The sequence below is a fragment of the Nostoc sp. MG11 genome, assembly GCF_014904695.1.
GTDB lineage: Bacteria > Cyanobacteriota > Cyanobacteriia > Cyanobacteriales > Nostocaceae > Komarekiella.
The window spans coordinates 368,673-387,864 of the sequence record NZ_JACXXN010000002.1; the positions used below are offsets into that span (position 1 = coordinate 368,673).

17 protein-coding genes are annotated in these 19,192 nt (G+C 41.6%); 13 read left to right on the forward strand and 4 right to left on the reverse strand.

Annotation, left to right across the window (positions count from 1 at the left end):
- Nucleotides 1–4: 4 nt before the first annotated feature.
- Nucleotides 5–3,115, reverse strand: a complete 3,111-nt coding sequence (locus HCR01_RS04260; protein WP_193194814.1) for a phosphoenolpyruvate carboxylase — start codon at nt 3,113–3,115, stop codon at nt 5–7.
- Nucleotides 3,116–3,219: 104 nt separating this feature from the next.
- On the reverse strand, nt 3,220–3,456 hold the full coding sequence (locus HCR01_RS04265; RefSeq protein WP_193194816.1) for a hypothetical protein: 237 nt from the start codon (nt 3,454–3,456) through the stop codon (nt 3,220–3,222).
- A gap of 217 nt (nt 3,457–3,673) precedes the next feature.
- Between HCR01_RS04265 and HCR01_RS04270 the strand changes: the two genes are divergently transcribed.
- The 11 genes from HCR01_RS04270 to HCR01_RS04315 all read left to right on the forward strand — a co-directional run bounded on the left by HCR01_RS04270 (nt 3,674) and on the right by HCR01_RS04315 (nt 16,471).
- A complete protein-coding gene (locus HCR01_RS04270) occupies nt 3,674–6,700 on the forward strand; it encodes a DUF1574 family protein (RefSeq protein WP_193194818.1) in 3,027 nt (1,008 codons plus the stop codon).
- A 100-nt stretch (nt 6,701–6,800) separates the two neighbouring features.
- Entirely contained in the window at nt 6,801–8,297 is a 1,497-nt protein-coding gene (locus tag HCR01_RS04275) for an MBOAT family O-acyltransferase (RefSeq protein ID WP_193194820.1), read from the forward strand.
- Between the two features lie 224 nt (nt 8,298–8,521).
- Entirely contained in the window at nt 8,522–8,800 is a 279-nt protein-coding gene (locus HCR01_RS04280; protein WP_193194822.1) for a hypothetical protein, read from the forward strand.
- 602 nt (nt 8,801–9,402) lie between these two features.
- Nucleotides 9,403–10,485: a photosystem II q(b) protein gene (gene psbA / locus HCR01_RS04285; RefSeq protein WP_191757160.1), complete on the forward strand. Its 1,083-nt coding sequence runs from the start codon at nt 9,403–9,405 to the stop codon at nt 10,483–10,485.
- Nucleotides 10,486–10,706: 221 nt separating this feature from the next.
- Nucleotides 10,707–11,795 (forward strand): chorismate synthase, encoded by a 1,089-nt coding sequence (gene aroC / locus HCR01_RS04290; RefSeq protein ID WP_193194824.1) that lies wholly within the window; start codon nt 10,707–10,709, stop codon nt 11,793–11,795.
- A gap of 130 nt (nt 11,796–11,925) precedes the next feature.
- A complete protein-coding gene (locus HCR01_RS38410; protein ID WP_226889110.1) occupies nt 11,926–12,801 on the forward strand; it encodes a hypothetical protein in 876 nt (291 codons plus the stop codon).
- Nucleotides 12,791–13,786 (forward strand): hypothetical protein, encoded by a 996-nt coding sequence (locus HCR01_RS38415; RefSeq protein ID WP_226889111.1) that lies wholly within the window; start codon nt 12,791–12,793, stop codon nt 13,784–13,786. The genes HCR01_RS38410 and HCR01_RS38415 overlap by 11 nt, the downstream gene beginning before the upstream one ends.
- A 91-nt stretch (nt 13,787–13,877) precedes the next feature.
- On the forward strand, nt 13,878–14,132 hold the full coding sequence (locus tag HCR01_RS04300; RefSeq protein ID WP_193194826.1) for a SemiSWEET transporter: 255 nt from the start codon (nt 13,878–13,880) through the stop codon (nt 14,130–14,132).
- 26 nt (nt 14,133–14,158) lie between these two features.
- Nucleotides 14,159–15,805 (forward strand): B12-binding domain-containing radical SAM protein, encoded by a 1,647-nt coding sequence (locus HCR01_RS04305; protein WP_193194828.1) that lies wholly within the window; start codon nt 14,159–14,161, stop codon nt 15,803–15,805.
- An 11-nt stretch (nt 15,806–15,816) separates the two neighbouring features.
- Complete coding sequence (locus HCR01_RS04310; protein ID WP_191757164.1) at nt 15,817–16,005, forward strand: CPXCG motif-containing cysteine-rich protein; 189 nt, start codon at nt 15,817–15,819, stop codon at nt 16,003–16,005.
- A 19-nt stretch (nt 16,006–16,024) separates the two neighbouring features.
- Nucleotides 16,025–16,471 (forward strand): SRPBCC family protein, encoded by a 447-nt coding sequence (locus HCR01_RS04315; RefSeq protein WP_193194830.1) that lies wholly within the window; start codon nt 16,025–16,027, stop codon nt 16,469–16,471.
- Nucleotides 16,472–16,547: 76 nt separating this feature from the next.
- Here HCR01_RS04315 and HCR01_RS04320 read toward each other — a convergent pair whose 3' ends face one another.
- On the reverse strand, nt 16,548–17,366 hold the full coding sequence (locus HCR01_RS04320; RefSeq protein ID WP_193194832.1) for an SDR family NAD(P)-dependent oxidoreductase: 819 nt from the start codon (nt 17,364–17,366) through the stop codon (nt 16,548–16,550).
- Nucleotides 17,367–17,704: 338 nt separating this feature from the next.
- Here HCR01_RS04320 and HCR01_RS04325 point away from each other — a divergent pair, with 338 nt between their 5' ends.
- Together HCR01_RS04325 and crtW are read left to right on the forward strand one after the other, a co-directional pair.
- The gene (locus HCR01_RS04325; protein ID WP_193194834.1) at nt 17,705–17,908 is read left to right on the forward strand and encodes a chlorophyll a/b-binding protein; all 204 of its coding nucleotides are present in this window, start codon (nt 17,705–17,707) and stop codon (nt 17,906–17,908) included.
- 292 nt (nt 17,909–18,200) lie between these two features.
- A complete protein-coding gene (crtW, locus tag HCR01_RS04330) occupies nt 18,201–18,962 on the forward strand; it encodes a beta-carotene ketolase CrtW (RefSeq protein WP_193194836.1) in 762 nt (253 codons plus the stop codon).
- A gap of 46 nt (nt 18,963–19,008) precedes the next feature.
- On the opposite strand, the gene HCR01_RS04335 is transcribed toward crtW, so the two are convergent.
- A complete protein-coding gene (locus HCR01_RS04335) occupies nt 19,009–19,149 on the reverse strand; it encodes a hypothetical protein (protein WP_193194838.1) in 141 nt (46 codons plus the stop codon).
- Nucleotides 19,150–19,192: the final 43 nt, after the last annotated feature.

The window sequence follows — 19,192 nt, forward strand, 5'->3', positions numbered from 1 at the left end:
CGGCTCAGCCTGTATTTCTCATACCCGCAGCAATGCCATTGATGGTTAACAATGCTCCTCGCAGTAGTTCACCTTTGCTGTAACGGGAGTGGATAACTCCAGAAGTGGCAGTAGTATTTAGAGATTGTCGTAGGCGCTTGAGCAGGGAAACCTGAATAAATCCCAAGGGTACAATTGTGCCATTGCGTAACTGTACAGATCGCTGTAATACAGGATCACCATCCAAAAGTCGATTGTGACCAGTGATTTTTAACACCAAATCCCTTGTGAGATAGAATTCGCTGGCAATTTGCTCAAAAACCTGCTCAAAGCGAAGTATGTCTTCTGGTTTTGACAATTCCTGAACATAGTGGTGCGCCATTTGTATGTCCACTTTTGCCAAGGTCATTTCTGCCTTGGAAATTACCATTTTGAAAAAGGGCCACTTGACATAAAAGTAGCGCAGTAATTTCAGGTGTTCTTCTGGTTCTCCGTTCAAGAATTCTTGCAAAGCTGTGCCGACGCCGTACCAAGAAGGTAGTAAAAAGCGGGTTTGTGTCCAGCTAAATACCCAAGGTATAGCTCGCAGACTGCTTAAATCTTTCTTACCTGATGGACGCCGTGCGGGACGGGAACTAATTTGCAGCTGGCTAATTTCTTCAATTGGGGTTACTTGGTGGAAGAAGTCTATAAAATCGGGTTGTTCGTAGATTAAAGCACGATAATGTTGACGCGATCGCGCTGCTAACTCTTCCATAATCTCATTCCAGGGTTCGATATCATCAAACCCAGTCCGCAGCAGACTAGCTTGAATCACGGCAGTGGTGATGGTTTCCAAATTGTACAAAGCTAAGTCCAGTAAGGAGTATTTGGAAGCCAAAACTTCTCCTTGTTCGGTAATCTTGATCCGCCCATTAATACTGTGACCTGGTTGAGCCAAAATAGCTTCATAAGCTGGCCCACCACCGCGTCCCACAGAACCACCTCGTCCGTGGAAAATCCGCAGATTCACGCCATACCCTTCTGCGATTGTCTGGAGTGATTTTTGGGCTTTATGAATTTCCCAGTTACTACTTAAAAAACCAGAGTCTTTGTTGCTGTCAGAATACCCCAGCATTACTTCTTGTAAGTTAGGGGTGAGAGTTGAGGGGGAGGCAGAGGGAGCAGGGGAAGCAGGGGAGGCAGGGGGAGCAGGGGAAGCAGGGGGGGAAGAATCGCTGTCCGTAGTTTCTACTTTTATCTGTTCATAGCCGCCTGCTAATAAAGCTCGATATAGGGGGAGTTGAAACAGTTGCTGCATGACGGTTCTTGAGCGTTGCAAGTCTTCTACTGTCTCAAATAGAGGCACAACTTGAATAGTTCCTACAGCAATGGCGGGGTCAAAAAGTCTGGCTTCTTTGGCTAAAAGCAACACTTCCAGTACGTCGCTAACTTCGCGGCACATGCTGATAATGTAAGTGTGGCAGATATTGCCACCAAACTCTTGTTGTAGCGATCGCATGATCCGGAAGGTTTCAATTACATCGTTGGTCTTTTCGGAAAATGGTAATTCTGCTGGAATTAATGGGCGACGGGTTTTTAGTTCTCCTGTTAGCCAAGCGACTCTTTGTTCTTCACTGAGTTCGTTATAAGGTTGAGGAAGTACTTGCAGGTATTCCAGAATTTCATTTAACGTATCGGCGTGGCGGGATGATTCTTGGCGAATATCCAGCTGTGTCAGGTTAAAGCCAAAAATTTCTACTTGACAAATCAGATTTTCTAGTTCTCGACAGCTTAATCCTGTTTCGGTTAAGTTGCGTTGAATCAACCGCAGTTCTGCTAAAAAATCGTCTCCCGAACGATACATTGGGGTGTCTTGATTTTTTGGCGTTTCCCGGTTGTACAAAGCTAAATTGCGATCGCGTGTATTTTCTAGCCGTTTCTGTACATAAGCTAGCTTTAGCCGATAGGGTTCTTGCCGATAACGTAACGCCAGGGCGTCGTATACTTCGCTCAACTGGGACTGATCTAACTCTAGAGATTCCAACAAATCTGGTAAGACATCGCTCCAGTGCATCGACACACTCAATAATTCAATCAGCTGCTTCACTGACTCAATATATCTTCCCAACACCATTTTGCGCTGATAGCAAGCTGTTTGCCAGGTAATTTCTGGTGTTACCGATGGGTTCCCATCCCTGTCTGAACCAACCCAAGAGCCAAAACAGCAGAAGTTTTTGCTCGGCGGTTCCAGCCAAGGAAAGGTAGCAGCTAAAGTGTATTTGAAGCGTTTATAAAGTTGGGGAATTCCATCAAACAATACTTCTTGAAAGTAGTGCAGGGCGTAATCTACTTCATCTAGTACTGAGGGTTTGAACTGGTGAAGCTCGTCTGTGCGCCACCACAGGCGAATTTCTTCGAGTAATTGTTCACGTAAATCTACTACTTCCCAAGCAGATCCTCCTCCTGTACTACCAGCTCGACTTTCTAAAGAATCGAGCTGTTGCAAGAGTTTTACTACCTGTCGCTGTTTATCCCGGATGGTATGACGAACAATTTCTGTGGGGTGAGCTGTAAAGACCAAGCGTACATCTAGTTGTGAAATTAGGCGTTGAATTTGCTGGGGTGGTACGTTTAGTTTGAATAAATAGGGAAATAAAGCAGCGAAAGTACCTTTTTTACTTGATGCTTTGTCTACCCAATTCTTGGTCAGCAAGTCTCCTACTATCCCCCTCTTGACAGGCGCGTCGTCTTCTCCTTGGTTGGATGAATAGATAATATTGGGTAGGGTTTCCTGCTCTGCTGGTTCTATTTGTGCCTCAAAGCGACTCAACTGCTGCTTTTGTTCATATTCCTGCTCTATGATGTTAATCAGCTGAAAATACAGAGCGAAGGCACGAGCCGCTCGAATTGCTTCGTTGATATTCAGTTGTTCAATCAATTTTACGGCTGAGGAGGCTTGGTCATTTGTTGCTTGTCCTTCTGGTGAACACAGATCGCGCAACTGTCGCAACAGGTCTACCATATTTTGACCGCATTCTTGCCGGAGAACTGACTCCCACAATTCTTCTACCACCTGTAGACGATGTCGCAAAAATAATTCCGACGCCGGACATATATTTGCAGCCTGAGACAAAGAGTATAAAAGGGAACCCATATTCTCTATTCTTGATAAAGCTGATTACTGTTTACACTTCTACGTTCTGCACCCAATGCTCATGGTATTTTTCCGGAGCAAATAATTGTTTATAGTAAATTTTTCTAACTTTTATCGAGTTCGTTGTCGTCTGGAAAGTTGAGGATGGGTAGGCGATCGCCTCGAAATAATTCTTCACTGGCTTCCCCTATAGCTTCTAGTGCTCTGACAGTAGTTTTCTGTGTGGTGAGCAGCAGTAGTATAGACGCTGTACCTATTTGTAAAAGGATAGATTGGGAAATGCTAAACAAAACCAGATTTAATCCAGAGTTAGGAGAAGGCTGTTGGTTGGCAGAAGGCATTGCTAATTCTCAGTTATTAGGAAGATGAGTAAAATAAACGCAAAACTTAAGATTCAGTCTGACTTGCAACCGTACAAAACTATCTTTGCCCATTTTGCGAGCTACGAAGGTGACAAAAGTGTTAAAAAAAAATGTCAGAGTGTGATAAATCTATGGTTCTAGTTTACAAGTGCAGGCACTATCCCCCAATCATCGCTTCCTGTAAAGTTAACTTCCCATGAAAACAGTATTACCAGACCACCAGCAATCCTTAGTGCAATTGGTAAGCCAAGCAACAGGAATCAACACTTTTGGGGTGAAAGTCCGGTTGCGGGGAAACGATCTGCACATTCTTTGTGAAGGTACAGAGTGTCCGCAACGTTGGCGAACTTTGTCTGATTTGCTGCGAGCATTACAGCAAACAGACTTGGATACTCTCACAAGCAGCGAACAACCCTCAATATACCAAGTATTTGTCTACGGTCGAAAAAAAGAGCAACAGCGCCCCCAATGGTGTCATCGGGTTTACTTGAATCAAATAGAACGGCATCTGGAGCAGGCGCAACAAGCTCTGTTAGAAGACTCGGAAAAATCAAGACAACCCGGTGGGGCGCTGATTGTCTCTAACGAAAGTTTGGCACGCCAGGGACATCCAGATGCTATTGCTCGTTATCTTAGCGAAACTTTGAGTACCTTGGGGGTGGCAGTACAGGTAAAGATTCGGAAGTCTCAGCCAAGACAGAACTCTCAGCCTGATGAAAATCGCCTATGGATATTTTGTCAATCGAGCTATAGCCCCGATGCATCATTGCTAGCGGAACCAGTAGCCCAAAAGTTGCGTCATCTGAAGCTTTGCGGCTACCAGGATGCCGTGATTGTTTCGCAAGTCAGCGGTGAGAGTGCGCCAGATTGGTTATTGCGGATTGATCTAACGCCGCCAGAGGTGATGCTCAAGGAATGGGCGCGTTGGGGAGATGTGCAGGCGATCGCCATGCTATTAACTGAGTTATTTGCCGAGTCCAAAGTTGCCATCCAAGCTTCTCTCAAAGAATCAACCCTGCATGTCTTTTGCACCCCAGCTTTTGACCCTTTAGAAACTGCCCCAGCGCCAGATAAAGCCCAGTGCTTGGAGGCGATTTTACCACTGCTAGAAGCGATCGCGCCCCAAGGCATGCTCGCCGCCACCATCTACGGTCAAAAAACAGGCGATAAGCAACCCGCTTGGATTGATTGGGTTTCTTTACCTGCTACTGAACATCCTGCTCTTGCTGTGTCAGCACTAGAACTGGCGACTACTGGCGATGAACCTGCGATCGTTTTTTTACTGGAGCGCTTACTTAATCCTGACCTAGAGTGGCGTTTATTAACAGGTGGTATTCGGGTACTCCTGCTAAATAAAGGTGATTTATTGCACATTATGTGTGATGCGCCCGTTTGTCCAGCACGCAAACAAGTCGCAAACAAAGTTGCTCAGTTTGTGCGTCAGTTAAAACTTCCTGCAATTATGGGAGTGCGTGTTTACGGACGCCGTGCTGGCAATAAAGAACCTTTTTGGCACTACGGTGTTGATTTTGATCATCGCCAACGTTTAGTACCAGAAGCTACCCCAGAATTTGCTGCTACTTCTCAATATGTTAGCGACCTCATCACCTCTGAGACAGACGAGCCAATTTTGCGTCCCGATTTAACAACAGAAGAAGTTCAAAGTTTTGTTACGGGAGTGGCGCGGGATTGGGTGACAACGGCAAGTGCAACAGTGAAAAAATGGCTGTTGGTAACTCAGCTATTTACCGAAAACAACCAGTCAGCGGATTTCAACTCTGATAGTCAAGGACTTAAGGTCGCTTTAGTCTGGGGAACGTTGGGATTATTGCTTACTCTCCAAACCGATTGGGTGTTGGGTAAAATTATCGCACGTACCATGTCAACACCAACTGCTACTAGTGCCTCGCCTGCATCATCTTCTAAGCAAAAAGCATCGTTGACATCTGGAAAAAATCAGAGTGAGAGAACAGCATTTTTAGCCAACACTTCCAAGACGAAATCCCCTCCAAATAATAGTTCTGTATTTAATGCTTCTGAGTTTACTCAAAGTGATGATATCCCAGAAAGGAATTTGGCAGCTGCACCACTCAAAGAAAAGGCAACTGCAACCGCTATTTTATTAGCAGCGCGATCGCAAATGCCAAGTTTCAATGTTAGACAGTTAGATGAGCAACTAGTGCTGTACAAACAACGTCTGGCTAGAACTGGGACTCCACCTGATGTGTTGATTATTGGCTCCTCCCGCGCCCTTAGAGGAGTAGATCCGGCAGCGCTTTCTAAAGCTTTGGCAACTCAGGGTTATCCAAATCTTGACGTGTTTAACTTTGGTATTAATGGTGCTACAGCACAAGTTGTAGACTTTGTTATCCGTGAGGTTTTGGAACCATCAGAACTACCCAAACTAATTGTCTGGGCGGATGGGGCCCGTGCTTTTAATAGTGGTCGCGAGGATATAACCTTTAAATCAATCACAGCATCAAATGGCTACAAACAGGCGTTGCAGAAAAAACTAGCAACTCCAAATAGCAATGAGGTCAAAAATCCTGCAAATTCTCTTGAGAAGCAAAAGCTAAAAGCGGAAAAACAAGAGATTAGCATCTATCAAGCTGTAGATGAATGGTTGAATCAGAGTTTAGCTGTTTTCTCGGCTAGCTACCAAAACCGTGACCAGATTAAAAGTTTATTGCAAAAACAATTTAACTCATTGCCATTAGTTAGCGATCGCTCTCAAACAACCACATCAAAAACACAGTCAAAAACTGATAATTCAGACGAGTATACTTCTCAGCAAGCAGTTGACTTTGATGGCTTTCTACCCTTGTCTATTCGCTTCAATCCCGCTAGATACTATCAAAAACATTCGAGAGTTCCAGGGAATTATGACAATGACTATAAATCTTTCCAAATAGGAGGTGAACAAGATGCCGCATTCCAAGCAGTGCTTCAGTTTACCCAGTCTCAAAAGATTTCCTTAGTGTTTGTCAACACGCCTCTCACCGCAGATTATCTAGACCCAGTACGCAAAAAATATGAGCAAGAATTTCAGCAATATATGTTGAGTTTAGGTACTAGTCCCAACTTCATCTATCGCGATTTGAGCCAACAGTGGACAAAAACAAATGACTACTTTTCTGACCCTAGCCACCTCAATCGCTTTGGGGCATACGAAGTCTCGAAAAAGCTAGCTCACGACCCGATGATTCCGTGGCCAACTAAGTAAGAAAAAGGGGGAGATGGGAAGCAGAGGGAGAAAATAACTCTTGACCCTTTACCCTTGAAAAATAACAAATGACAAATGACAAATGATAAATAACTAACCAATGAACTTTATATCAATTTTCTATGGACTGTTTTTGTTAAGTGTACTAGGAATTTACTGGTCTTTAGCAAAACAAAAATTACGTTTGTGGACACTGCTAATTGCTAGTCTTGTTTTTTATGCATCTTTGCATGTCCAGTACATACCATTACTATTAGCACTTACTTTTATCAATTTCCGTCTGGGTCTGGAGATTGGAAAAAACACCTCACCAGGACAACATTCTCTTGACTATAAAATTTCTAATGAAGAGTGGCAGTTTTCCCAAGGTGACTGGAATCTTCGCCGACTAAAGCTGTTATGGGTAGGTGTGATTTTAAATGTTTTACTGTTATTAGGTTTTAAGTATTTACCACTTTTATTCAAGTTTGTTTTTCAGATAGAAATAAACTCACCAGATAGTGCTTTTAAGTCTATGCCTCTGGGGATTTCATTTTTCACCTTTGAATGTATAGCCTATTTGGTAGATGTCTATCGCGGTGCGCCCGCTACTGATCAGTTTCTCAAATTTGCAACATATAAACTATTCTTTGCCAAACTGATATCAGGCCCAATTACTCGCTATCACAACCTAGCAAATCAATTCAATACGCTACATCTTCCTACTACTGATAAAGTTGCAGAGGCGTTGTGGTTGATTGCTAGGGGTGCAGTCAAGAAAGGTATTTTAGCAGACCAATTGGGAATTTTTGTTGATTTATCTTTTGGCAACTTGCAACGGGCGGGTAGTACTGATCTTTGGTTAGCTACATTTGCTTATGGCTTGCAATTGTATTTGGATTTCAACGGTTATGTAGACATTGCCCGTGGTAGTGCTTTACTCTTCGGGTTGGTTTTGCCTGAAAATTTTGACTTTCCCTACTTCAGCACCAATATTGCAGAGTTTTGGCGGCGTTGGCACATGACTCTGGGAGATTGGCTGCGTAACTACCTCTACTTTCCTTTAGGCGGTTCCCGACGGGGTTTAGCCCGCACTTGCTGGAATTTATTGATTGTGATGCTAATTGCAGGTATCTGGCACGGATCTGCTTTAGGTTATGTCGTTTGGGGCGTATTCCACGGCTTAGCTTTAGTGGTTCATCGACTTACAGATACTATGAGCGATCGCTTTGAAAATCTGGAACAATTCTGGCAAAATCCTCTGGGTATATTTGTAGCTTGGTTGTTAACTCAACTAATGGTTTTCACCTCTTGGATTTGGTTTCGCCTCCCCAACCCCCAAGACTCTTTTTTAGTAATTAGGCATCTTTGGGGTTATCCTGCTGATGAACAATTTGCTCAAAAGGTCTACGTGGAGGCTCTGAATATGAGTCAATATCAACTCACCTGGGTGCTGCTAGCTATAGCTAGTTTCATGGGTGTAGTCTATGTCTTTAACCGCAAATTGAAGTTAGAGTTCCACTGGCCTGTAAAGCTTGTTTTCGTGCCTCTATGTCTCTACGCCGTTTGGTTATTAGCTCCTGAAGGCAGCTTGCCCTACATATACTTTGATTTTTAATTAAAACCTGAGTAGTAAGCAGGGTGGACAACAGGGCAAAGGCAGGGCGGCCACTTTGCAGAATAAGGGAAGCCGTTTTCTAAATCCGTTTCACATGGTAGTAGTCCTTGTATATGTAGTGAATTGAGTGTGGTTGGATTGCGTGAGGCGATCGCGGTAATCCACTGCGTCTCTGCTCCGCTGTTATTAAATATAGCTAAAGTGATTTTAAAACGAAATAAATTATGACTAACCCAGAAAATCTCAGCGATCGCCTAGATGACATTGATCAACGATTAGACCAGTTGGGCGATGAACTCGACTTAATCCGTACAATTCAAGACGGAATGAGACGAGAAACCCGTGCTACCAGCCAAACTGCTGGCAGACTTGAGCGAACGGTGCGGGAACTTGCAGATATTGCCCGACTCCATCAACAAGCACTTAGACAATCTCAGACTGAAACCGAGCGTATTTGGCAGTATCTTCTACGCCAACAAGGCGGTAATGGCAACAGTCCCTAACCACGACATAAATAAATATGAAGCTACATGATCGCAATTCTTTATATGAGTGAAGACCTACCAACGCAACTACACACAGGGTGGCCACATCATGTCAATAATAAAATTTTATTCTCAATAAACCCTAAAATAATATCATTAAGGTATGTTATTGACAAAGATTTAAGCGATCGCTTGAGGCTTGGAAAATAAATCAAACGAGAAATACTGATTTTGTGGTTTGTTCTTAATCTTGGTTGTGATCAAGAGTACTTTAGATGCATTTGCCCTGGGGTGGACAATGACCACTCTGCTAATTTTTTAATAAATGTTTTTTATTAAAAAGTTTAAAGACTATTTATATAGAAATGTAAAGTTAGCTAACTAGGCGATCGCCTTATTAAAAGCATAGTTTTTTTAATATATTAAAAGGTTTTGAGCGCCTGAATTAACTCTAAATTATTGGTAAATAAACTTTACAGTTAGATGAGCTTAATCAACAAATTTATTACAGAATATTAAGTCATATATCGCATCAAAATAAATTCATGTAGACTCGAATACAGCAGGCAAACATTCATCTGCCTGATTCATTTGTAACAACCAATAGCACTTATAAAACAATGACTACAACCTTACAACAGCGCTCCAGCGCTAACGTATGGGCGCGTTTTTGCGAGTGGATTACAAGTACCGAAAACCGTATATATATCGGTTGGTTCGGTGTTTTGATGATTCCCACTCTCTTAGCCGCCACCACCTGCTTCATCATCGCTTTCATCGCTGCTCCTCCTGTAGACATCGATGGTATCCGTGAGCCAGTTGCAGGTTCTTTGATCTACGGAAACAACATCATCTCTGGTGCAGTTGTTCCTTCTTCTAACGCGATCGGCTTGCACTTCTACCCCATTTGGGAAGCTGCTTCCTTAGATGAGTGGTTGTACAACGGTGGCCCTTACCAATTGGTAGTATTTCACTTCTTGATAGGTTGTGCTTGCTACTTGGGTCGTCAGTGGGAATTGTCCTACCGCTTGGGTATGCGTCCTTGGATCTGCGTAGCTTACAGCGCACCTTTGGCTTCTGCTGCCGCAGTATTGTTGATCTACCCCATTGGTCAAGGTTCATTCTCCGACGGTATGCCTTTGGGTATCTCAGGAACCTTCAACTTCATGATCGTGTTCCAAGCAGAACATAATATCCTGATGCACCCCTTCCACATGTTAGGTGTGGCTGGTGTATTCGGCGGTTCTTTGTTCAGTGCAATGCACGGTTCACTAGTAACCTCCTCCTTGGTTCGTGAAACCACTGAAACCGAATCTCTAAACTACGGTTACAAATTCGGTCAAGAAGAAGAAACCTACAACATCGTTGCAGCCCACGGCTACTTCGGTCGTCTAATCTTCCAATACGCTTCTTTCAACAACAGCCGTTCACTGCACTTCTTCTTAGCTGCATGGCCTGTTGTCGGCATCTGGTTCACCGCTTTGGGTGTAAGCACGATGGCGTTCAACCTGAACGGTTTCAACTTCAACCAATCCGTGATTGACTCTCAAGGTCGCGTCATCTCAACTTGGGCAGACGTAATCAACCGCGCTAACCTAGGTATGGAAGTAATGCACGAGCGTAACGCTCACAACTTCCCCCTAGATTTGGCTGCTGGCGAAGTTGCTCCTGTTGCTTTAACCGCTCCTGCTATCAACGGTTAATACTTAAATACTGTAGAGATGTTGGAATGCAACATCTTTAATTAAATCAAAAGAGTCCTTCGGAAACGGAGGACTCTTTTTTGTTGTCAAAAATATACTTATCGAAACAATAAGCAAAAAAGTCGAATAAATGGGTCAATGATGATCATGTTGTTTGTCGCTTTGTAGTGAGAAAATGCTATTGGTAGACTACAAACGCTGGGCGATACTTCCTCAAGATCATGGGCAATACTTTTGGGCATCTATTCCGCATTACTACTTTTGGCGAGTCTCACGGTGGTGGTGTGGGGGTTGTGATTGATGGTTGTCCTCCACAGCTAGAAATATCAGCTGAAGAAATTCAAGTAGAACTAGATAGAAGACGTCCAGGACAAAGTAAAATTACGACTCCTCGCAAGGAAGCGGACACTTGTGAGATCCTCTCTGGCGTATTTGAAGGAAAAACTTTAGGAACGCCCATAGCAATTTTGGTACGAAACAAAGACACTCGTCCGCAAGACTACGACGAGATGGCACAAAAGTATCGCCCTTCCCACGCAGATGCAACTTATGATGCGAAATATGGCATTCGCAATTGGCAGGGTGGGGGTAGGTCGTCAGCGCGTGAGACAATTGGACGAGTAGCAGCAGGTGCGATCGCTAAAAAAATACTCCGTCAAGTTGCCAATGTTGAAATTATTGGTTACGTCAAGCGCATCAAAGACTTAGAAGGCGTAATTGATCCAAATACCGTCACCTTAGAACAAGTGGAAAGTAACATCGTCCGCTGTCCCGATGCCGAATGTGGCGATCGCATGATTGAATTAATTGAGCAAATTGGTAGACAAGGCGATTCTATAGGCGGTGTAGTGGAATGCGTGGCCAGGAATGTGCCGAAAGCTTTAGGTGAACCAGTATTTGATAAATTAGAAGCGGATATTGCTAAAGGTGTCATGTCTCTTCCTGCGAGTAAAGGCTTTGAAATTGGTTCAGGTTTTGCGGGAACGCTGTTAACGGGAATAGAGCATAACGACGAATATTATATTGATGAACAAGGTGAAATTCGCACTGTAACTAACCGTTCGGGTGGCATTCAAGGAGGAATTTCCAACGGAGAAAATATCATTTTACGAGTTGCATTTAAGCCAACAGCAACAATTAGAAAAGAGCAAAAGACTGTAACTCGTGAAGGTGAAGAAACGCTATTAGCTGCAAAGGGAAGACATGATCCTTGTGTATTACCGCGTGCAGTTCCAATGGTTGAGGCGATGGTAGCTTTGGTGCTATGCGATCATTTACTAAGACATCATGGGCAGTGTAAAGTGTTGTAGGTAACACGGAATTTTTTAAAGCAAATTTCACTATTGTGGGATGGTGATTGTGCCATCCCTGTTTTTGACTAAGTGTTGTTATAGTAGCAGCTAACACAAATCAAGCAGTGTTATCGCGGTACTTATCAACATGGATAAAGAGTTTCAAAATCGTTTAAAACACTTTACTGTTTTAAAGTCAAAATACCAAGCAACTAAGTGTCAAGATTCATCACCCTCTAGTCTTCTATATCTTATCTTGCGAAAAGTTGACTTAGGAATTGAGCTAACCGAATTAGAGTTTGATTGGTTAAGAGAGCAGGAACTTTTTGAAACTGTTGAAACCATTTGCCAACAGCAACAATATAACTTAGAAGAACTTAGAAAACTAGAAAATGAGTTTTCCCATCTCAAATCTCAGTATCAAGTTCCTAAAAATGGGGGAGCTTTCAAAAAGATTTCTATTACTCTGTACCCGATTCTTTGGAAGCTTGATTCAGAAAAAACGCTCACTAATTTAGAGATTGAATGGCTAAAAAATAATCAGCTTACTGGGACAGTTATTCTTGCTCAGAAGATGGAGTTGGAGAGGCATTTTTTTGTTTTGAAGATAAAGTACCAAGCTACTAAATACCAAGGTTCATCACCTAATAGCCCACTATATAAAATTCTCAATAAACTGGAAAGTAAACAAAGAATAAGCGCTCTTGAATTGGAATGGTTGCTCAAATGGGAACTATTTGAAACAGCAGAAATTTTTGAGCAACAAGAAGCAGAAAAGAAGGCAGAGTTTATCCAGTTAAAAATAAATTATCATGCAAATAAACACCCAGATGTATCTCTATCTAGTCCGCTATACCCAATTTTGCAAAAACTTGATGCAGATGAAAAGTTGATTACTTCAGAAATTAATTGGCTGGAACAACAGGAGCTTAACGAAACAATTGCTATTGTTAAAGAACTGGAACAAGCGCGAGAATTTGCTGATTTAAAAGTTAAGTATAAAGCAAGTAAAATTGAGTGTTAAAGAACTGGAACAAGCGCGAGAATTTGCTGATTTAAAAGTTAAGTATAAAGCAAGTAAAATTGAGGATTTATCCCCTTTTAGTCATCTATATACGCTTCTAAAAAGGCTTGATTCAGATAATCCCTTGAGTGAACAGGATATTAACTTTCTGAAAAAGCGTCAACTTTTAGAGACAATTGCGATCGCTAACGAAAAATACGCTTTTGCTCTAAAATCCAAAGTAGAATCAGGAGAACTTCTGAACGAGTTAGAAATTGACTGGCTGCAAAATAATGGACGTGAAGATTTAATTATTTTTGCTCAACAAAATCACTTTGCAGTACTAAAGAGAAAGTATGGATTGATAGATCCTTCACTTCCGCTAGAGCTATTTTACGCGATTATGGTCAGACTAGAGAAAAAAGAACGGCTAGATCCTAAGTTAGTTTTACAGCTTATGGAAGAGGATCTATTATCTCGTGGCGGAAAAATTGCCCTTGCATATTACAGACTAGAAGCAGAGTTTTATGAACAGGAACTTGGCCGTACTGGACATAAGTGGCATATCCCCACAGCTAGTGGTTATTGGCGCAAAGCAAATGAACCGGAACAGGCGTTAAAACTTACTAATTTGGACTTAAATAAAGTCAATGACAGTAATCTCAAATCAGCTATTTTAGTTACTAGAGGGGCAGCATTCAGAGATATCGAGAAATTAGATGATGCAGAAATTTGTGCGAAGAAAGCTATGGAGTATCAGCCTTACACCTTAATGGGTGCTATATGTTATGACAAATATGAATATGAGGAAGGTGATTATTGGTTTGGACAAGCTATTCAGCGCGGTGCTGAAATTGAAGATATAGATGCTGAAAGAAAACGAGTAATCAGGAGTACAAAAAATGAGCAAAAACGACATGAAGCAGCAGAATATTTATTAAAAAAAGATCCAGAGCGTTATGCTTGGGCTAAAGCTTATCTCAAAAATCCGAAAGATAAAATGTAATCAAAAACAATACACATACCAAGACTGATTTGATGTAATGCAAGTGTTACTCTGGCGTTACACTACAAATTAATTAATATGGTTGCATCGCATGGATTTATTGACAATTCTAGGATTAGCTGCTGCCTCACTAACCACGATCGCTTTCTTGCCACAGATGTTTAAAACTTGGCAAACAAAATCAGCAAAAGATGTTTCTTTCATCATGCTGATTACATTCATGAGTGGTTTATCTTTATGGTTAATCTATGGAATTTATCTGCAATCTTTACCGATCATTCTTGCTAACAGCGTGACGTTGATTTTTAACTTCATCATTCTATGGCTTAAAATTAAATATAGATAAACCTGCCCTGCCTCTAATAAACACCTGTGACATCATCTGTATTTGACTCTGAACGCCTCTTATTCACCCCAACCACACCCGACACTGATGCCATACCAGTCATTTTTGCCTTTCCTAATGAGTACAGCGTGGGTATAACTAGCCTTGGCTATCAGGTTGTTTGGGCAACTTTGGCAATGCGTGATGATGTACAGGTGAGCCGCTTGTTCACAGATACTCATGAACAACTACCTAGAAAACCGGAAATAGTTGGATTTTCTATTTCCTGGGAACTGGATTATGTAAATATTTTAAATTTGCTGGAATCTTTGCAAATTCCCATTCGAGCAACTTCTCGTGGTGATAATCATCCGATAATTTTTGGTGGTGGCCCCGTTCTGACTGCTAACCCTGAACCTTTTGCAGACTTTTTTGATGTAATTTTGCTGGGGGATGGTGAAAACCTGCTGGGAGATTTCATTGAGGCGTACAAAGAAGTTAGAAACGCTGAGCGACAAACTCAACTCAAAACACTTGCACAAATACCAGGAATTTATGTTCCTAGTTTGTATGAGGTGGAATATCAAGGTATAGATGGTGCGGTTAAGTCTATTAAACCAATTTCTCCAGAGATTCCCGCAATAGTCCAAAAGCAGACTTACCGAGGTAATACCTTATCGGCATCAACTGTGGTGACGGAAAAGGCTGCATGGGAAAATATTTACATGGTAGAAGTGGTAAGAAGCTGTCCAGAAATGTGCCGTTTCTGTATGGCGAGTTATCTCACATTACCTTTTAGAACTGCGAGTCTTGAAGGTTCATTAATTCCGGCAATTGAAAGAGGTTTACAAGTTACAAATCGCCTTGGATTATTGGGGGCTTCTGTTACTCAGCATCCAGATTTTGAGGCGTTGCTAGACTATATTAGTCAGCCAAAGTATGATGATGTGCGTCTGAGTATTGCCTCAGTGCGAACCAATACGGTGACAGTAAATTTGGCGAAAACTTTAGCGAAACGAGACACGCGATCGCTTACTATTGCTGTAGAAAGTGGCTCAGAAAAAGTCCGGCAAATCATCAACAAAAAGCTAAATAATGATGAAATCATCCAAGCGGCGATAAATGCTAAAGCTGGTGGATTAACAAGCTTGAAACTCTACGGAATGGCGGGAATCCCCGGTGAAGAACCAGAAGATTTAGAGCAAACAGTGGCAATGATGCGTAGTATCAAAAAAGCTGCGCCTGGATTGCGCTTAACCTTTGGATGCAGCACCTTTGTCCCCAAAGCACATACACCGTTTCAATGGTTTGGAGTGAATCGCCAAGCGGAAAAACGGTTGCAGATGTTACAAAAGCAGCTAAAACCGCAAGGCATAGAATTCCGTCCAGAAAGCTATAATTGGTCGATTATACAAGCTTTGTTATCGAGAGGCGACCGCCGACTTTCCCAGCTTCTCGAACTTACACGTGACTTTGGCGACTCCTTGGGTAGTTACAAACGTGCTTTCAAACAACTCAAAGGACAAATCCCTGACTTAGATTTTTACGTCCACGCTGATTGGTCAACAGAGCAAGTATTACCCTGGAGTCACTTGCAAGGGCCTCTGCCACAGTCTACACTACTAAAGCATTTGGCTGATGCTATGAGTCATTTCAACCCATCCCAAAAAGAACTACAGCCATTGAATTCCTAGCTGAAAACTTGATGCAAAACACAGCTGAGTATTACTGCGCTTATTGCGGCGAACCGAACTTAACCTTTATTGATTTGAGTGCTGGGGGACAACAATCTTATGTAGAAGATTGCCAAGTTTGTTGTCACCCCAATATTTTGTATGTGCGGGTTGATGAAGACACCTTGGACATCGAGATTGATACCGAATACGAAGGCTAAATTTTAGGTTTTTCTTTCCATGCTGCATTTTAAACATTCTTCAGTGATTAATGCGCCAACAGAAGTAGTTTGGAAATTTCACGAAAGATCAGATATTTTGCAACTGCTAACTCCACCTTGGCAACCAGTTCAAGTGGTTCGCCGTGAAGGAGGACTTGATGTCGGTGCCATTACAGAATTTCGCCTTTTTCTGGGGCCATTACCTTTAACTTGGTTAGCACGTCACACTGAACACGAAAAATATCGCCTGTTTACTGATGAACAGATATCTGGCCCTTTTGAGTCTTGGGTACATCGACATGAATTTGAACCAGAAAATGGTCGAACCAAGCTGACTGATGCTATTTCTTTCTCTATGCCTGGTGGAGGAACAGTTGAATTTATCAGCGGTTGGTTAGTCCAAGCGCAATTAGAAGCTATGTTTCGCTACCGCCACTATGTAACGAAACGCGAATGCGAGTCATGATAGCAAAATGCGCTGAACAATAAAATTATTTACCCGCCTTTTGGGCAAGGCAGGAGGCAGAAGGGGAGAAAAAGTTTTACTTATCCTCATTCTTTAAGCCTTGCCGCGAAACCCATTTAATCAAGCTAGGAAACAAGCGATATAAACCTTGCGACACATTCGCCGAACCAACCATCACCTCCGACTTATTATTCTTGACTGCATCCCAAATAGCATTTGCCACATCTTCAGGCTTCTCTACAACGGGAGTTTTTACCACGCTGTTAAGCTGTTCGCGTCGGGTTTGGGCATCTTGCTCATCCTTGCCCCGAAAAATTGCCCGTTCCATTAAACTACTCTTGATCAAATTTGGATAAATCCCACAAACATGAATACCTTTTGGCTGTAATTCCACTTGCAACGCCTCCGTTAAACCTGTGACGCCAAATTTACTGGTACAGTAGGCAACTAAATATGGAGTAGGCACTTTGCCCCCGATGGAATTTAAATTAACGATAGTTCCACTTCCCCGCTCAAGAAAATGAGCTAAAAGAGCATTAATTGTGTGGATATATCCCCATAAATTAGTGTCTATAACCTGATGCCAATCGCTAAGAGAAAATTCTTCTACCAGCCCCGATGCAAAGATACCTGCATTATTCACTAGCACGTCGATATAGCCATAATGCTCCAACGCTTTTTGTACTAATGTATGTACCTGAGATGAATCTGTGACATCACAAGTAATAGTCAGTGGGGCTGCACGACCAAAACCTTGCACCTCCTGGGCTACGGCATCCAAGCGGTCAGCCTGACGAGCTGCAAGTACGAGGTCATATCCTTTTCGAGCAAACAAAAGAGCTGTTGCTTTACCAATACCTTGCGAAGCACCTGTAATCAAAACCGTAGGAGCCATACTTTAAGTTTGAAAAATGTTATTTCCTATCTATAAGTAAGTCTGAGCAAAAAAATTCAATAAACCTTCTGACTTGCGTTAGATTTTTAATTGCAACTAGGGAAATATATTGCTGGCAAAAGCCAATGCACCCAAGATTACAATTTAGGTGTTAAAAAAGCTCTACTCAATAGGCTAATAACAATACTTATCAAACTTTTGTTGTATAACTATTTTCTAAACTTCCTTAAAATCTCATTCTTTAGAGTTGTTTGTACTTTGAAACTCCAGACAGATAGCGCTAAATGGCTAGACAGGTACTATGAAGAGTGTAATTATATTCTTAAGGAAACTTAACAATGGAACGTTATCCTAGCGATAAAACTGAAACTGCATACAATGGCAAGGATCGTAATGCCGGTGACATTGGTATTACCCCTCAGGCCGAACTTTGGAACGGTCGCTTGGCTATGATCGGTTTTCTTGCTTACCTACTTTGGGATCTCAACGGCTACAGCGTATTACGAGATGTACTCCATCTCATTTCTTATACTCCCTATTAATAGTTGGCCTATTTACAAAGTATCAAGAGGACACTGGTGGCTTTAGATGCCAAGCTTAGCAGTGTCCTTACTTGTATCACTAACCTCTTAACCGAAAACAATTTTTGGTTTAGCGGTTATATGTGTAATAATATTTAAAGTATCTTAATATTTATACACATTTTCAAATTGTTAGCACTGTCGAGTGCAAAATACTGAGCACTAATAGACTTTCTTGCTAGTGTTTAGTATTTTTTATCGTGACTATATTTATTTTGGGAATTTTTACCTGAATGCTAGGCGGAGTAAAAGCGTGATCCAATTAGAACAACCAAATCATCAAATAAAGCTAACCTCAGTATTGAAAAATAAATCCTTATTTAAGGGACTTTTCATAGCTATCATTATTATTAGCGTATGGGTCTTTAGCCTAGTTTTATTACTTTCCCTTGATATCTCCAAGTTAAATTTTTTGATATTACTGCCAACCATTTTTTGGCAAACATTTTTGTATACGGGATTATTTATTACATCACATGATGCCATGCATGGGGTAGTTTTTCCTCACAACCCCAAAATTAACCATCTTATTGGTTCATTGACTTTATCTTTATATGGTCTTTTACCATATAAACAGTTATTGAAAAAACATTGGTTACATCATCATAATCCAGCTAGTCAAATAGACCCGGATTTTCATAATGGTAAACACAAAAATTTCTTTTCCTGGTATCTTCATTTTATGAAGAGTTACTGGAGTTGGGGACAAATTATAGCTCTGACTATTATTTATAACTTTTTTAAGTATGTGTTACATATACCCAGCGATAATCTAACTTACTTTTGGGTAATCCCTTCACTTTTAAGTTCATTGCAATTATTTTACTTTGGTACTTTCCTACCTCATAGTGAACCAGTAGGTGGTTATATTCAGCCTCATAAAGCCCAAACTATTAACCGTCCAATTTGGTGGTCATTTATCACGTGCTATCATTTTGGCTATCATGAAGAACATCATGAATATCCCCACATTGCTTGGTGGCAGCTACCAGATATTTACAAAATGTCTAAATAATTTTTATTGCTCTAAATTGTAATCGGTGATTAGCGATCGCTTGTTATTACCTACTACCTATTAGCAATTCTTCACTGCTGTTTAACGGTAGCGGCGGACGTAAACAAAGATAAGCAAGTGGGCCGAGTAATGGTACAAATGCCACTACCCAAAACAATTGGGGATTCTTCCAGTGGTGACGGCCCATATCATCATTAAGAATTGTGGGGGATAAAAGCCATTTTGTTCAA

Coding starts and splice junctions, on each gene's coding strand:
- HCR01_RS04300 (WP_193194826.1), top strand. CDS start 13,878: ATGGATTTATTGACAATTCTAGGATTAGCTGCTGCCTCACTAACCACG.
- HCR01_RS04325 (WP_193194834.1), top strand. CDS start 17,705: ATGGAACGTTATCCTAGCGATAAAACTGAAACTGCATACAATGGCAAG.
- HCR01_RS04270 (WP_193194818.1), top strand. CDS start 3,674: ATGAAAACAGTATTACCAGACCACCAGCAATCCTTAGTGCAATTGGTA.
- HCR01_RS04335 (WP_193194838.1), bottom strand. CDS start 19,149: ATGGGCCGTCACCACTGGAAGAATCCCCAATTGTTTTGGGTAGTGGCA.
- psbA (WP_191757160.1), top strand. CDS start 9,403: ATGACTACAACCTTACAACAGCGCTCCAGCGCTAACGTATGGGCGCGT.
- HCR01_RS38410 (WP_226889110.1), top strand. CDS start 11,926: ATGGATAAAGAGTTTCAAAATCGTTTAAAACACTTTACTGTTTTAAAG.
- HCR01_RS04275 (WP_193194820.1), top strand. CDS start 6,801: ATGAACTTTATATCAATTTTCTATGGACTGTTTTTGTTAAGTGTACTA.
- aroC (WP_193194824.1), top strand. CDS start 10,707: ATGGGCAATACTTTTGGGCATCTATTCCGCATTACTACTTTTGGCGAG.
- HCR01_RS04310 (WP_191757164.1), top strand. CDS start 15,817: ATGCAAAACACAGCTGAGTATTACTGCGCTTATTGCGGCGAACCGAAC.
- HCR01_RS04260 (WP_193194814.1), bottom strand. CDS start 3,115: ATGGGTTCCCTTTTATACTCTTTGTCTCAGGCTGCAAATATATGTCCG.
- HCR01_RS04315 (WP_193194830.1), top strand. CDS start 16,025: ATGCTGCATTTTAAACATTCTTCAGTGATTAATGCGCCAACAGAAGTA.
- HCR01_RS04265 (WP_193194816.1), bottom strand. CDS start 3,456: ATGCCTTCTGCCAACCAACAGCCTTCTCCTAACTCTGGATTAAATCTG.
- HCR01_RS04280 (WP_193194822.1), top strand. CDS start 8,522: ATGACTAACCCAGAAAATCTCAGCGATCGCCTAGATGACATTGATCAA.
- HCR01_RS04320 (WP_193194832.1), bottom strand. CDS start 17,366: ATGGCTCCTACGGTTTTGATTACAGGTGCTTCGCAAGGTATTGGTAAA.